The organism is Streptomyces sp. NPDC057950 (assembly GCF_042887295.1).
GTDB classification, from domain to species: Bacteria; Actinomycetota; Actinomycetes; order Streptomycetales; family Streptomycetaceae; genus Streptomyces; species Streptomyces kaempferi.
Genome location: NZ_JBHVPP010000013.1, coordinates 1 through 14698 on the forward strand (window position 1 = coordinate 1; position 14698 = coordinate 14698).

At 73.0% G+C, this 14698-nt stretch carries 12 protein-coding genes; 6 read left to right on the forward strand and 6 right to left on the reverse strand.

The window, feature by feature from the left end; translation table 11 throughout:
- Positions 1 to 746: 746 nt before the first annotated feature.
- The gene (locus ACFVTC_RS21710) at positions 747 to 1613 is read left to right on the forward strand and encodes an alpha/beta fold hydrolase (RefSeq protein ID WP_390129364.1); all 867 of its coding nucleotides are present in this window, start codon (positions 747 to 749) and stop codon (positions 1611 to 1613) included.
- Between the two features lie 153 nt (positions 1614 to 1766).
- Here ACFVTC_RS21710 and ACFVTC_RS21715 read toward each other — a convergent pair whose 3' ends face one another.
- From ACFVTC_RS21715 to ACFVTC_RS21725, 3 genes are all read right to left on the reverse strand, one after another.
- A complete protein-coding gene (locus ACFVTC_RS21715) occupies positions 1767 to 3425 on the reverse strand; it encodes a transporter (protein WP_390129366.1) in 1659 nt (552 codons plus the stop codon).
- Complete coding sequence (locus ACFVTC_RS21720; protein ID WP_390129368.1) at positions 3422 to 4198, reverse strand: ABC transporter ATP-binding protein; 777 nt, start codon at positions 4196 to 4198, stop codon at positions 3422 to 3424. The genes ACFVTC_RS21715 and ACFVTC_RS21720 overlap by 4 nt, the downstream gene beginning before the upstream one ends.
- 126 nt (positions 4199 to 4324) lie before the next feature.
- Entirely contained in the window at positions 4325 to 4987 is a 663-nt protein-coding gene (locus ACFVTC_RS21725; protein ID WP_390129795.1) for a bifunctional DNA primase/polymerase, read from the reverse strand.
- 296 nt (positions 4988 to 5283) lie between these two features.
- Here ACFVTC_RS21725 and ACFVTC_RS21730 point away from each other — a divergent pair, with 296 nt between their 5' ends.
- Together ACFVTC_RS21730 and ACFVTC_RS21735 are read left to right on the forward strand one after the other, a co-directional pair.
- The gene (locus ACFVTC_RS21730; RefSeq protein WP_390129371.1) at positions 5284 to 6669 is read left to right on the forward strand and encodes a transcriptional regulator; all 1386 of its coding nucleotides are present in this window, start codon (positions 5284 to 5286) and stop codon (positions 6667 to 6669) included.
- A 202-nt stretch (positions 6670 to 6871) separates the two neighbouring features.
- Positions 6872 to 8674 (forward strand): hypothetical protein, encoded by a 1803-nt coding sequence (locus ACFVTC_RS21735; protein WP_390129372.1) that lies wholly within the window; start codon positions 6872 to 6874, stop codon positions 8672 to 8674.
- A gap of 54 nt (positions 8675 to 8728) precedes the next feature.
- Here the strand turns inward: ACFVTC_RS21735 and ACFVTC_RS21740 are convergent, their stop codons facing one another.
- Positions 8729 to 10033 (reverse strand): ABC transporter substrate-binding protein, encoded by a 1305-nt coding sequence (locus tag ACFVTC_RS21740; RefSeq protein ID WP_390129375.1) that lies wholly within the window; start codon positions 10031 to 10033, stop codon positions 8729 to 8731.
- Positions 10034 to 10150: 117 nt separating this feature from the next.
- On the opposite strand from ACFVTC_RS21740, the gene ACFVTC_RS21745 reads away from it, so the two are divergent.
- On the forward strand, positions 10151 to 10651 hold the full coding sequence (locus ACFVTC_RS21745; RefSeq protein ID WP_168533752.1) for a hypothetical protein: 501 nt from the start codon (positions 10151 to 10153) through the stop codon (positions 10649 to 10651).
- 72 nt (positions 10652 to 10723) lie between these two features.
- Positions 10724 to 11617, forward strand: a complete 894-nt coding sequence (purU, locus tag ACFVTC_RS21750; protein ID WP_390129377.1) for a formyltetrahydrofolate deformylase — start codon at positions 10724 to 10726, stop codon at positions 11615 to 11617.
- Positions 11618 to 11849: 232 nt separating this feature from the next.
- Here purU and ACFVTC_RS21755 read toward each other — a convergent pair whose 3' ends face one another.
- Positions 11850 to 13370 (reverse strand): zf-HC2 domain-containing protein, encoded by a 1521-nt coding sequence (locus ACFVTC_RS21755; RefSeq protein ID WP_390129380.1) that lies wholly within the window; start codon positions 13368 to 13370, stop codon positions 11850 to 11852.
- Complete coding sequence (locus ACFVTC_RS21760) at positions 13367 to 13948, reverse strand: sigma-70 family RNA polymerase sigma factor (protein ID WP_168528669.1); 582 nt, start codon at positions 13946 to 13948, stop codon at positions 13367 to 13369. Before ACFVTC_RS21760 ends, ACFVTC_RS21755 begins: the two co-directional genes overlap by 4 nt.
- A 360-nt stretch (positions 13949 to 14308) precedes the next feature.
- Here ACFVTC_RS21760 and ACFVTC_RS21765 point away from each other — a divergent pair, with 360 nt between their 5' ends.
- Positions 14309 to 14683, forward strand: a complete 375-nt coding sequence (locus ACFVTC_RS21765) for an STAS domain-containing protein (RefSeq protein ID WP_390129382.1) — start codon at positions 14309 to 14311, stop codon at positions 14681 to 14683.
- Positions 14684 to 14698: the final 15 nt, after the last annotated feature.

Genomic DNA, 14698 nt, shown 5'->3' on the forward strand with positions numbered 1-14698 from the left:
GGGCCCGGCTTCGGCCGGACCCCGCGGCCCACACCCGGGGGCCCGCCGGACAAGGCCGAACCCGTGGCCCGCACCACCGCCGGGCGCCGTGAGGACCGTGCGGCGGTCCCCTGCCCGGTCGACGTGGTCGTGTCAACTCCCGGGGCGGCGGAGGTAGTTGTGATGCGTGCGCCACGTCGTCGAAACCAAGATTCAGTGTGCCGAATCGCAGCGGCGAGACCATTTGCGTGCGAGGCTGTCGCGTGAGGCATATGACCTGAGGGCTCTTGACCGTGTCCGAGAGGGATGTCGCACGGTCGGGGAGGGGGCGGGGCGGATGTGCCGCAGACAGGGAGAGGGCCCCGGCACCAGATGGCGCCGGGGCCTGTCCTCCCCTGTGCTGACCCGGAGCCCCGAGCTCCCAGGGTCATCCCCTTCGGACCGTTGTCCCCGAGCGGTCCGCCTCCCGCTGAAGATCTCCCCTCGGCAGCGGCGGTCAATCCCCGCTGGTGGTCACTCGAACGAGGGGTGTTGTCGCCGAGCGGGCTATTTTCGAATGTCTATTCGATAATGTGGCGGTGTACGACGGACGCACCGGGTACCCGTGGAGCGGCACAGGAAGCGGCACGGACGGCACGCCGGCGATATCGGCACATCAGTGGTGACAGCGGCACGACAGCGGCAGGAAGCGGCACAGAGCGGTACGAGGGACCGGCGGGCTCGAGTGGGAGCGGGCGGTCCGAGCGAGCTAGGGGGGTGCCAGACCTATGGTGCGGCGCATCGACGTGACAGGCGCGGGCGGTCTACGCCTGGCCGCGTGGGAGTTCGCCGATTCTCCCGAGAACGCTCCGCCGCCGGGCCCGTCGGCCCCCGGCGTGCTGTTGCTGCACGGCCTCATGGGCCGCGCCTCGCACTGGGCCCCCACCGCCCGCTGGCTCTCCGGGCGGCACCGTGCCGTCGCGCTCGACCAGCGCGGCCACGGCCGGAGCGACAAGGCGCCGCAGGAGGAGTACACCCGGGAGGCGTACGTCGAGGACGCCGAGGCCGCCCTCGAGCAGCTGGGTCTCGGCCCGGCCGTCCTCGTCGGTCACGCCATGGGCGCGCTCACCGCCTGGCAGCTCGCCGCCAAGCGCCCCGACCTCGTCCGTGGGCTGGTCATCTGCGACATGCGGGCCTCGGCGTTAGGCGCCGCGTCGCAGCGGGAGTGGGAGCACTGGTTCAAGGCATGGCCGATGCCGTTCGCCACGCTCGCCGACGTACGGAAGTGGTTCGGCGAGGACGACCCCTGGGTCGAGCGCCCCAGCCCGTCCCGCGGCGAGTTCTACGCCGAGGTGATGCACGAGACGGCCGACGGCTGGCGGCCCGTCTTCGAACCCGAGCAGATGCTGAAGTCCCGCGAGACCTGGGTGTACGACGCCCACTGGGAGGAGCTCGCCCAGGTCCGGTGCCCCGCCCTGGTCGTCAGGGGCCTGGACGGCGAGCTGGGCCGGGCGGAGTCCCAGGAGATGGTCCGTGTCCTGCCGCACGGCCGGTACGCGGAGGTGGCCGACGCCGGCCACCTCGTGCACTACGACCGTCCACAGGCGTGGCGCACCGCGATCGAGCCGTTCCTCGACGGCGTCCTCACCGGCTGACCGGGAACCCGGGGGCGCCCGTCCGCGCGCCCCCGGGGCGTGGCCGCGAGGGCCCGCGCCCGGCGCACCGAGAGCACGCACCGAGAGCACGCACCGGGCGCCGCCGGGCCCGCCCCTCGGGCGGACGACGGGACTTCACGGACGCGCCCCGGCTCACCCCTTGCTCACCGCCGCCAGGATCTCCGGCAGCCGCCGGGCCGTCCGCGGCGCGGCCATCCGCAGCCCCAGCAGCGCGATCAGCGCCCCGTACCCGGCGCCCAGCGGCAGCAGCAGCCAGCTCCACCGGTCCCCGTCCGCCGTCACGTTCACCCAGATGGCGAGGGCGATGACGGGAGAGCTGAGCAGCGCCGCCGAGACCATCCCGCCGAAGATGGAGATCCAGGCGAGCCCCGCCTGCCCGGGGGCCACGTTCTTGTAGCCCTCCTGCGGGATCGAGTACGGGAAGCGCGCCGACGACCAGGCGCCGGTGGCCAGCATCGCGCCGAGCAGCGCGAAGGACAGTCCCAGCACCTCGGGCAGCCGGGTCCAGTCGCCGAGCAGCGCGGTCGTCAGAACGCTCACGAGCGTCGCGTACGGCAGGGTGATCACCAGCAGCGCCAGCGCCCGCCCGCGCAGTTCGACATACGCGTCGCGCGGGGACGAGATCGTCATGGCGACCATCCAGAACGCGGACGTGTCCTGCCCGAACTGGTTGTACATCTGGATCCCGAGCATCCCGGCCGCGAAGCACGCGAAGTAGACCGAGCCGGTGCCCTGCATCGCGTTGAACACGGGCACGATCAGCCCGATGGCCAGCGAGGTCACCCACGCGGCCTTCGTCTTCGGGTCCCGCCACACGTACCGCAGACTGCGCTCCATGACCGTCCCGGTGCGCCCGGACGGCAGCAGCCGGCCGAGCCCCGACGGCCCCCTCTCCCGGGCGGGCTCCGCGGCCCGCAGGGTCGAGCCGTCCGGTGAGGTCATCAGGCGGGTCAGATGCCGCGACCACAGTGCCAGCAGCCCCGCCAGCGCGGCCACGCCCAGCGCCAGTTGAACGGCCCCGGCCCCGTACGAGCCCTCGCTCACCGAGTCCACTGCGCCGATCGCCGACGCCGGCGGCACCCACCGCAGCACCTCTGCCACCGGGTCGAGTTCCGCGAGGCCGCCCGCCGAACCGAGCCGCTGCGCACCGAAGTTGACCAGTTGCGCGCCGACCGCGATCACCAGCCCGCTGAGCACCGCGAGATCGCGGCCCTTACGGCTGGACAGCAGCCGGATGTTGGCGGCGGCGACGGCGCGCGCGAGGGCCACGCAGACGAGCAGGGCCACGGCCACGGCGACGACGGCGGTGACGTACGCCGCCGCGCCGTGCGCCACCGAGACGACGGACCCGACGAGCAGACAGAGCGTGAACAGCGGCCCGATGCCGACCAGCGAGGCCGCGAGCAGCGCCCTGACGAGCGGGCGCGGCCGCAGCGGCAGCATGACCAGCCGGGTCGGGTCGAGCGTCTCGTCGCCGCTCGGGAAGAACAGCGGCATCACCGCCCAGCCGAGCGCCAGGACCACCACGAGCGGCACGGTGACGGAGACGGCGTGCGCGTTGCCGCGCAGGGCGATCAGGCCCAGCAGCTGGAGGGCGGCGAAGAGCAGGACGAGGACGACCGAGGTGACGTACGCGGCCCGCCGCCCGCCCGACTGCCGCAGCCCGTTGCGCAGGAGCGACAGCTTCAGCCGTACGACGACGGGGGTGATCGACGCGGCGGAGGCGGGCGCGGCGGAGCTCGCCGGGGTGCCCGACGCGGTGCTCGCGGGGAGGCTCGCCGGGGTGCTCATAGTGCGCCGCCGCCCAGCCAGTCCAGATCGGCCCCGGGCGTGCGGCCGTGCGCGCCGACGAGTTCGAGGAACGCCTGCTGGAGGGAGGGCGCGTCGCCGCGGACCTCCGCCAGCGGGCCGTGGGCGCGGATGCGCCCCGCGACCATGACGGCGACCCAGTCGCACAGCGACTCGACGAGTTCCATCACGTGGGAGGAGAAGACGACCGTGGCGCCCGATCCCGTGTACCGCTCCAGGACGCCACGGATGGTCTGCGCCGAGACGGGGTCGACGCCCTCGAACGGCTCGTCGAGGAAGAGGACTTCGGGGTTGTGGAGGAGAGCGGCGGCGAGGCCGATCTTCTTGCGCATGCCCGTCGAGTAGTCGACGACGAGCTTGTGCTGGGCGCCCGCGAGGTCGAGGACGTCGAGGAGCTGAGTGGCGCGCTTGTCCACCTCCGGGCCGGGCAGTCCGCGCAACCGGCCGGTGTAGGCCAGGAGTTCACGCCCGGAGAGCCGCTCGAACAGCCGCAGGCCCTCGGGCAGGACGCCGATCCGGGCCTTCACCGCCGCCGGGTCGCGCCACACGTCACGGCCCACGACCTCGACGGTGCCCTGGTCGGGCCTGAGCAGTCCGGTCACCATCGAGAGGGTGGTGGTCTTCCCGGCCCCGTTCGGGCCGACGAGCCCGATGAACCGGCCCGCGGGCAGTTCCAGGTCGATCCCGCCGACGGCGACCTGCTCCCCGAACCGTTTCCAGAGCCCTTGCACGTGTACGGCTGCTCCTTGGGTCATGGAGGCACCCTACGGGGGAGCGCCCTCCTTCCAAGGGGGAGGGAACGGCGCGACCGGCCACGACGGAGAGCCGGGCCGGATCAGGGTCACGGTCCTCCAGCGTCACGGCCCTACCGTCCTACCGTCCTACCGGTCCCGTCCGCACGCGTAGGCGAGCGGTGAGATCAGCTCCTCCACGTCCGGCAGCCATCGGTTGGCGGGCGTGGGACGGCAGGCCCACTGCACGGCCCCCCGGGACCCGAACCGGGTCGGCGGGGCGGCGACGTACGAGCCCTCGCCGAGCGCGACGAGGTCGAGCGAGGCCGACGGCCAGCCGAGCGCCCGTACGAGGTCGGGGACCTTCGCGGCGGCACCGGGGAGTACGAAGAAGTGCATGCGCCGGTCCGGGGTGCAGGTGACCGGACCGAGCGTCAGCTCCATCCGCTCCATGCGGGCGAGCGCGAGGAAGCCCGCCGACTCGGGCACGTCGATCGCGTCGAACGTCCGCCCGGTGGGCAGCAGGATCGACGCCGTGGGCTGCTTCGCCCACATGCGGCGGGCGACGGTCGCGCTGCCGGTGGCCTGCGTGGCCCAGTCGTCGCGCGCCGGATGTGCGCCGGGGGCGGAGCACCCGTTGTCGCCGCAGGAGCAGCGCTGGGTCCCGTCCACGACTTCCAGCCAGGCCCCCGGGAACACGTCCCAGTGGCGTTCCTCGGCATATCGCACGGCGGTGTCCAGCAGCGGTTCGCCGCGCTGCTTCGGGATCTGGGCGGCCTCGGGCCCCGCGATGGTCTCTTCCACGATGAACACAACTCTGGTGGCCACGGGGGGTTACGGGCGTCCCGTGCGCGGGGGAGGGGCATCGTTCCCGCATGTGGGGCGCATGGATGCACGGGTGGGGGCGCGCACGGGGAACGGCAGCGGGGGGTGGGTAACCAGGGGAGGGGTCGGGCAACCGCCCTTACCCCGGCAATCCTCACATGTCCCGCATCTTCGGTATGTCTGCGGGGCATTGATCTTCCTGGCCGGCCTCGTTCCCCGACGTCGGCCGATGAGGACACGTCAAACCGGTGCGTGGGCAGGCACCGCAGCCACAGGGGGTACGCATGGCCGCAAGGCCGCTCGTCGCGCGGCAGCCGAACGAACGACTGCAGGCGCTCATCCAAGAAGCGGGCTGTTCCAACGCCGGACTGGCCCGCCGGGTCAACATGTGCGGCGCGGAGCACGGCCTCGATCTGCGCTACGACAAGACGTCCGTGGCGCGCTGGCTGCGAGGCCAGCAGCCGCGGGGACGGGCGCCCGCGATCATCGCGGAGGCGCTGGGCCGCAAACTCGGCCGTACGGTCACGATCGACGAGATCGGCATGGCGAACGGCAAGAACCTCGCGTCGGGCGTCGGCCTTCAGTTCTCGCCCACCGTCCTCGGCGCCATCGAGCAGGTGTGTGAGCTGTGGCGGAGCGACGTCGGGCGCAGGGACTTCCTGTCAGGCTCGTCCGTCGCCGCCTCCGCGCTCGTCGAGCCCAGCCGCGACTGGCTGATCTCCGCGCCGGACTCCCAGGTGGCGCGCGCGGCGGGGCCGCGGGTCGGGCTCTCGGACGTGGCGGCGGTGCGCGCGATGACCCAGGCCCTGGTGGACCTCGACCACCAGTACGGCAGCGGCCATGTGCGCCCGGTCGTCGTGCACTACCTCAACAGCGTGGTCTCCGGCCTGCTCGCGGGCTCCTACCGGGAGGCGGTCGGGCGTGAACTCTTCGCCACCGTCTCCCGGTTGACGGAGCTCGCGGGCTACATGGCCATCGACACCGGTCAGCCGGGTCTCGCCCAGCGCTACTACATCCAGGCGCTGAGACTCGCCCAGGCGGCCGGGGACCGGGGCTACGGCGGCTACGTACTCGCCGCGTCCATGAGCCACTTGGCGGCGCAGCTCGGCAACCCGCGCGAGATCGCGCAGTTGGCGCGCGCCGCCCAGGAGGGCGCGCGGGGGCGGGTGACACCGCGCGCGGAGTCGATGTTCCACGCCGCCGAGGCGCGCGGATACGCGCTGATGGGCGACGTGCGCGCCGCCCAGGTGGCGTCCGGGCGCGCCGTCACCGCCCTGGAGTCCGCCGACGCGGCCTCGGGCGACGACCCGGCGTGGATCGCGCACTTCGACGAGGCGTATCTCGCCGACGAGTTGGCGCACTGCCACCGTGACCTGGGGCAGTCGGAGGCGGCCGCGCGGTGCGCGGAGGAGTCGCTGGCCGGGCTTCCGGAGTCACGGGCCCGCCGCCGCGCCATCGGCTATGTGCTGCTCGCCACCGCGCAGGTACAGCAGCGCGAGGTGGAGCAGGCGTGTCATACGGGGCTGAGGGCGGTCGAGTTGCTGGGCACCCTGCGCTCCAACCGTGGCGCCGAGTACCTGGAGGACCTGCAGCAACGCCTCGATCCGTACCGGGAGGAGCCGGTGGTGAGGGAGTTCGGGGCAAGGCTGGAGCTGCAGGCGGCGGCGTGAACGTTTTCCGAGCGCGGGCGTGAACGGCGGGAAAACGACGGTGTCCCGTGGGAAGGGAGGGGAATACAGCGCACGGCGGGACGTATTCGTTACCCCGGTCACCGGGGGCGGGGTGATGACCTGTGCTGCGTGGCACGGGCTCGTGGGGACCCGGTAGCGTGAGCCGACGATTCCGAAAGGTCCCCCATCAGTAGGAGTCCCGGTGACGCAGAGTGGACAGGGCGAGCAGCCCTCGGCGCGCCCCGCGCGTGAAGGCATCGTGCTGCCCTCCGACGGTGGCGAGCCGTTGCTGCCGGGCATGACGGGCGACCAGGCCGTTCCGGCGGGAGGCCGGTCCTGGGACCGGCCGTGGGGTCCCGACCCCGCCGCCGCCCCACAGCCCGGTGAGGGCTGGGGGCCGCCGGCGGACGGCACCCAGGTCTGGGGCGAGCCCGGTGCGCACCGGGCCGCCGAGCCGGGTCCGGACTGGGGCGCCCACGAGGTGTCGTCCCAGGGTTCCGGCGGCTGGCCGGCGGGGTCGGACCAGACCCCGGACGCGCGCTGGGGCACCGCGGCCCAGCAGGGCGCACAGGCGCCGGGCGCCGGGCCGCTCCCGGCCGAGGGCACGCAGCCCCAGCCTTACGGCGGGCAGCAGTCGCCGTCGTACGGCGGCCACGGGGCGCCCGCGTACGACAACGGTTCGTACGACAACGGCTCGTACGACAACGGGCAGGCCCAGGCGTACGGCGCTCAGGGCGGCCAGGCCCACGACGGGTACGCGGGAGCCGGCCCCGTGGGCCCGCAGCAGCCCGCGGGCGGCCGGCCGCTTCCGCACGCCGTCGCCCCCGGCGCCCTGCCGCCCGTCGCCGACGAGGGTGCCACGCAGTACATCCCGCCCGTCCCGGCCGCCGACGAGGGCGCGACCCAGTTCCTCCCGCCGATCGGCCCCGGTGCCCTGCCGCCCGAGGTGAGCGGGGGCGGGACGCAGTTCCCGGGGCACGCGCCCCAGGGGATGCCCGGCGCGGGATCCCCGTCGCAGGCCGCGAACCCGGACGCCGAGGCCACCCAGTTCATGGCTCCGGTGCCCGCCGATCAGTCCGGGGGGACGTACGGGATACGACCGGGCGGCCCGGAGGACCGGCAACCGCCCGCGGAGTTCGACAATCTCTTCCGCGCCGATTCGAGCGCACCGGAAGCGCCCGGGTCCACGCAGCAGCTTCCGCGCTTCGAGGCGCAGGCCCCGCAAACCCCGCAGACCCCGTACGGCGCGCAGGCCCCGCAGACCCCTTACGGTGCGCAGGCCCCGTACGGCGCGCAGGCCCCGGGGGCACCCGGTGGACCGGGTGGGCGGGCCGCCACCCGGCGTGGCGCGCCCGCCGAGGGCGGCGGCGGGCGAGGCGGCTCGCGCGTCCCGCTGATCGCTGCCGTCGGCATCGGCATCGTCGTGCTCGGTGTCGGCGCCGGTGCCCTGCTCAGCGGCGGTGGGGGCGGCGACAGCACGGGCGGCGGCAGCAAGAACGTGTCGGCGACGGCCGCCGCCACCGACGGTTCGGCGTCCACGGGTGCCGACCCGGCCAAGGCGCAGGCCGTCGCGCTGGACAAGCTCCTCGCGGACAGCAACAACAGCCGTGACTCGGTCGTCAAAGCCGTCGAGAACGTGAAGGCGTGCAACAACCTGGGCCAGGCGGCCGGCGATCTGCGGGGCGCGGCCAAGCAGCGCGCCGGGCTCGTCACCCGGCTCTCGGCCCTCTCCGTCGACAAGCTCCCGAACCACGCAGAGCTGACCGCCGCGCTGAACAACGCGTGGAAGGCCTCCGCGGCGGCCGACAACCACTACGCGGCCTGGGCCGACCAGGTCGGCGGCAAGAGGGGCTGCAAGGGCGGCCACGCCCGCACCACCGGCCAGACCCAGGCGGCCAACGCGGCCAGCGGCACCGCGAGTGCGCAGAAGTCGAAGGCCGCCGGGCTGTGGAACTCCATCGCGTCGAAGTACGGACTGACGCGGCGCACACCGATCCAGCTGTGAAAACCCCTGGGGCCCGCCCCGCCGGATCATCCGGCGGGGCGGGCCCCAGGCGGCTCAGTGCTGGTCCGCGTTCTCCAGAGTCTCCGACTCGTCCTTGAAGCTGCCGTCGCCGGCCGGGACCAGCTGACCGTCGCGCACCACCTGGAAGGTGACATGGGCGTTGACCAGGCGCGGGAAGTCGACGGCCGCGATCAGGTCCTCGAAGCGCCAGCTGAGCGTCGGGGTGAGCCGGCCCGTGGTCACCTTGAGGCCGTTGTCGAGGGTCTGCCGGATCGCGTTCGAGGTCACGTCGCCGCCGAGCGACTGCACGATCTTCTTGAACACGTTGTAGGCGATCCAGGTGGTCTGCACCCCGGCGTCCGCGGGGTCGATCCGGTTGTCGCCGAAGGCCTGCTCCTTGATGACCTTGTGCATCGGGTCCCAGCGCGGGTCGCTGGCCACCGGGTACCAGCCGGTGACGTACGCGCCCTCGTAGGGGCCCGACTTCCCGCCGCTGGCGTCGATCCGCGACTGGTCGACGCTGCCGAGGACCGTGCCCGTCCCCACCTTCCGGTAGTCCGCGCGGCTGCGCCGGAAGGAGTCCATGAAGGTGTCCGTGTGGTCCCCGAGCGCCGTCACCACGCATCCCGTGCTCTGCGGGTTCGTGGTCGCGCGGTCGAGAGCACGCTTGGCCTGCTGGGAGTACTCGGTCGCGTCCTCGGCGGCGCGCTGGTCCTCGGCGGGCGGGTGCTGCTGTGACTTGAGGCCCGCGTCGAGCAGCACCGGGAGCTGGTCGCCCGCGACGGTGTCGGGGCGGATCAGCGACACCGGGCCGCACTTCTTGCCGAGCTGCTGCCCGAGTCCGGCGAGCAGCGCGGGCGCGCCGCCGTTGATCGGGTAGGAGTCCGGGCTCGTGAACTCGTCGTCGGTGACGCCGTAGCCGCCTATGTACGGGATGCCCGCGGCCTCCAGCGGAGCCAGGAACGAGCGGCCGTGCTGGCTGTAGGAGCCGACGACGGCGACCACGTTCTCCCTGGCCGCGCGCCGGGCGCACTGCGCGGCTCCCACCGTGTCGTTGTGGTCGTTGCAGGTCAGGACGGTGAGCTTGTGGCCCTTGATGCCACCGTGCGCGTTCACCCAGCGGGCGTATGCCTCGGCCATGGCGGGCATGCCGGGCTTGTTGGTCGCGGCGGTGTCCTGGGGGGCCCAGGTCATCACCTTGATGGTGTCGTCCCCGGAACCTCCCGTGACACCGGGCACGACCCCGCATCCGACGGCGATCGACGCGCACGCGACCAGCGCGGCCGCGGGCAGCAGTCTGGCCCTGGCGGGTCGGGAGCGGGTGGGTGAGGTGGTGCGGGTACGTCGCCTGCCGGTCATGGACACGCACGATTCCCCCACATCACAAACCCGCGTGTGACCCGCGGTCAACACGAGGTGACATAGGGGTGAATTGGAGGGGCGGATGATCTGCTTTTCATGAAGAACGTACGATCGGTGACCGTGCAAGGTTCGGAGAACTCTTCCCGTCGCGGCCGTCGCTCCCCCACCATGGGCGGCATGCCACTGAACGACATGCCGTGGTGGCGCTGGCGCAGCAATGTGCGCTCCGCGCTGCACATGCTCTCCGACCCCGCCTTCCAGCGTGATGTCTGGCTCGCCGGGGTCGACGGATACGGGGACGTCACCGACGCCGTGTACCGGCTGGTCGAGGACACCTGGCTGGACAACTGGTCCGCCGAGAAGTACGTCGGCACGATCTTCCGGGACTCCCAGGAGGCGGCCCTCGTCGACACCGCGGTGCTCCGCGTCCTGCGGATCGTGCACCAGGTCGGACCCGACGCGCCCGTCTCCGCGTACGTCGACCACGCGGCCTGGCCGGAGGCGGTGCGGGCGGCGCGTGACGCGCATGTGCGGCTGGCCGCGAGCGACGGCGAGGACCCCGACGTCCCGCCGCGGACGCTGGAGGTACTGCGGATCATGACGCGCTCGGCGTAGCGCCGCGGCGCGGGCGTCCGCGTGGCGGGACGGTCGCCCGTCGCCGGGGCCCCGTATGGGACCCTGTGCCGCATGAACGAGCAGTCCGTGCGTGCCGTCGAGGCCGCCGCCGAGCCCGCCGAGCAGTACGTCCTGACCCTCTTCTGCCCGGACAAGAAGGGGATCGTGCACGCCGTGTCGAGCTACCTCTTCATGACCGGCTGCAACATCGAGGACAGCCAGCAGTTCGGCGACCACGACACGGGCCTGTTCTTCATGCGCGTCCACTTCTCGGCGGAGTCGCCGGTGACCGTGGACAAACTGCGGGCGACCTTCGCGGCCATCGGTGATTCCTTCCACATGGACTGGCAGATCAACCGGGCCGAGGACAAGATGCGCATCGTCCTCATGGTCAGCAAGTTCGGCCACTGCCTCAACGACCTGTTGTTCCGGGCACGGACCGGGGCGTTGCCCGTCGAGATCGCGGCCGTGGTGTCCAACCACACGGATTTCGCCGAGCTTGTGGACTCGTACAACATCCCCTTCCGCCACATTCCGGTGACCAGGGACACCAAGGAGCAGGCCGAGGCGGAGCTGTTGGAGCTGGTCAGGGCCGAGGACGTGGAACTGGTCGTTCTGGCCCGCTACATGCAGGTGCTCTCCGACGACCTGTGCAAGCAGCTCAGCGGCCGGATCATCAACATCCACCATTCCTTCCTGCCGAGCTTCAAGGGCGCCAAGCCGTATCACCAGGCGCATGCCCGCGGCGTCAAGCTCATCGGCGCCACCGCGCACTACGTCACCGCGGACCTCGACGAGGGGCCGATCATCGAGCAGGAGGTCGAGCGTGTCGCCCACGACGTGACACCCGACCAGCTCGTCGCGCTCGGCCGGGACGTGGAGTGCCGGGCTCTGGCGCGCGCGGTGAAGTGGCACGCGGAACGCCGCATCCTCCTGAACGGCCGCCGCACGGTCATCTTCGCGTAGCCCGGCTGCCCCTGCCCGGGGGCCGCCTCGGCCTCGGCGGCCTCGTCCTCGATCGGGCCGGGCGGGCTGATGGCGCGGGCCTGGGCTGCGGAATTTCAGCCCGTCCGGTGTTCGAGGACGAGACCTTCGGGCGAGCGGCGGTCCAGGGGGCGGCAGCCCCTTGACGGGGGTCTGGGGGCGGAGCCCCCAGGGACAGGACGGGGCGTCGGGGGCGAGGAAACGCCCCCGCCACCTACATCCGGCTCAACGACGCCGCGGCGAACAGCACGTCCCTGATCGCCTCCCGGTCACCGACCTGCCCCGCCGCCGCTTCCTCCGGCGGCACGTGCCCGGCCGCCAGCCGACAGAACTCCACCCCGTCCAGCGCGACATGAGCGACCTCGTGCTCGGCGGACGCCACGGCGGCCGGCGAGTCGAGCGGGATCAGCCACTCCCCACCCCCGGCCCCCTCGATCTCCAGCCGGAGACTGCGCCCGGGTGCCCCCGCCGCGACCAGATGACGCGAGGCCGGGGCCGCCCGCCCCGCCCGCCGCCGCTCGGCCAGCGACATGGGCAGCATCCGCGCCGCGAGATCGATCATCCGGTGCAGATGCCGCGGCGCCGGCGGCTCGTACGGATAGTCCACCGCGTCCGCGATGTCCCCGGCGTGCACCCAGCACTCGAAGGCCCGGTCCAGCATCGAGTCACGGAGCGGCAGCGCGAAGCCGCCGTAGGACACGGCGAGCCGCCCGGAACCCCCGCCGGCGAACGCCACCGTGCGGACGAGATGGTGGCTCTGCTCCCGCCAGGGCCCGCGCACGGCCCGGGTGGGCGGGAAGTGCGAGGCACGCCAGTAGGCCTCGGTGCGCCCGGTGGGCGTCGCGGCCTCCGGCGCGGCCGGGCCGGGCCCCTCCGCGGCCCCGGTCGCGGCGGCCGCCGCCTCGGCCCGTCCGCGCGCGGCGGCCCCGCCGAGCGGATCGTCCAGGCCCAGCGCGACCCCGACCAGCCCGTCCACGCTCAGCAGGTGCGCGATCACCCCGGCCACCGTCGTCCGACGGCTCACGGGCCCGTCGTCCTCGAACCAGCGCAGCCGCACCGGGGCGTGCCACTCCGCGTCCGCTATGTCCTGCAGCAGCGCGTCGAGCCGCGCGGTCTCCGCGTCGTAGGGTGCCGCCCACTCGGGCACCGGGATGCGCGGCGGACGCCGGTCCAGGCAGCTCTCCAGGACCCGGGTGCGCAGCGCGGGGTCGAGGTCGAGGCTCTCCGGCGGGTGCAGCAGCCCGACCGCCCCGCGCAGCCGCAGCGCCTCGTCCGCGCACGCACCGCACCCCCCGAGATGCTCCTCGACCGCGGCGGTCTCCTCCCCCGAACACGCGGCCAGCGCCCACGCGCCGAGAAGCGACTTCAGCACCTGGTGCTCCAGGACGAGCGGCGCGGGTGCCGGCAGCGGCGGCCCGGTGTCCTCGACGGACGAACGCGGCGTCGGTAGGCGCGACGGCTGCCCGATACGGCCCGAACCGCCGTCGCTCCCGTCACCGAAGCCCCCGTCACCGAAGCCCCCGTCACCTGAGCCGCGGGCGTCGCCGACATCGGCGACATCGCTGTCACCGCCTTCGGACCCAGCGGGACCACGGCCCTTCCCCTCGTACGACGTCTCGTGTTCCTTCCCCGGGCGCTCCTTCTCCTCGCGCTCCCAGTGCTCCTCGCGTTCCCGGGGCCCCTTGCCGGCCTCGTGATCGGCGAAGCCGTCGGACCGGTCCGCTCCTTCCGTCACCGCGCACCCCCGAACCCGGGCGGCCCGCCGGGGGACCCGGCGTCGTGGGCGGTGGACAGCAACTGCAGGCCGAGGCGGAGCCGGCGCCGGGCCTCGTCCTCGGTGACGCCGAGATCGGCGGCGGCCTGGCGGTAGTCGCGGCGCTGGAAGTACGCCAGCTCCAGCGCGGCCCGCAGCGGGGTGGGCATGGACGTGACGATGTAGTCCGCGCGGGCGGCGACGGACGCACTGCGCACCTTGCGCTCCAGCTCCTCGGTGGTGCCCCCGCCCTCCAGGGCGAGCGCGGCGGTCTCGGTCGCGCGCAGCCGCTGCACGGCGAGGCGATGGGTCAGCGTGGCGACCCAGGACCGCAGCGGGCCCTGCTTCGGGTCGTAGGACTCGGGGTTCTCCCAGACGTGGACGAACACCTCGCGGGTGATCCCGTCGGCGGCCCGCTCGTCGCCGAGCACGCGGTGCGCGAGGCCGTGCACCAGGGAGGCGAACCGGTCGTAGAGCTCACCGAGCGCCGCCGCCTCCCCGCGTGCGAGCCGCTGCTGCATCTTGCGGTCCCAGCGGGGCGGTGCGTCCTTCGCCGCCATACGGCCCCCTCGCGCCTGCTCGTGCCCGGTGTGTCTGTGCGTGTCCAGCCTGTGTGTACCGCTGTCTCGAATGTAGTCGGCACGTAGGACAGCGCACGCCCCTTTACGCCAACGTGCGCCCCTGGACGGGCCGGGAATGGTAAAAGCCCCCCACATGCCCCGCACATCCGATCGAATGAGACCGTACGTGACCGACATGCGACCGAAACAGTTCGCTCGTTCAGCAATTTCGACCGTAGACCGACGTTTCATCGATCGCGGTCCGGTGTTTCATGGAACGACGGTTGGGCAGCCGCGCTGAAAGGAAGCGTAGGAACTGCTTCCGTTTCCTGGTGGGCGAGGCGAGCGAGAGGCGACGCGGTGACGCTCAAGGTGACCGACGGCGAACTGGGCGGATGGGCCGTGCTCCGGGTGTCGGGCGAGATGGATCTCGCGACGTCACCGGTGCTGCGCCAGCGGGTGCACGACGCGGTGGCGGAAGGCCGCCGCAGCCTGGTCCTCGACCTCTCCGAGGTCCTCTTCTGCGACTCCAGCGGTGTCGGCGTCCTGATCGCCACCCGCCGGCTGGTCCGCTCCTGCCAGGGCCGGCTGCGCCTGATCCTGCCGGACCAGGGAGCGGCCGACGGTTCGCACGTCAACCGCGTCCTCGCGGCCCTCGGTGTCCGCCGTCTCTTCGACGTCTATCCGGACGCCCGCACGGCCGTCGACGAGGAGTCGAGCCCCCTCTCGGCGTGAGATCCCACGGGTCAC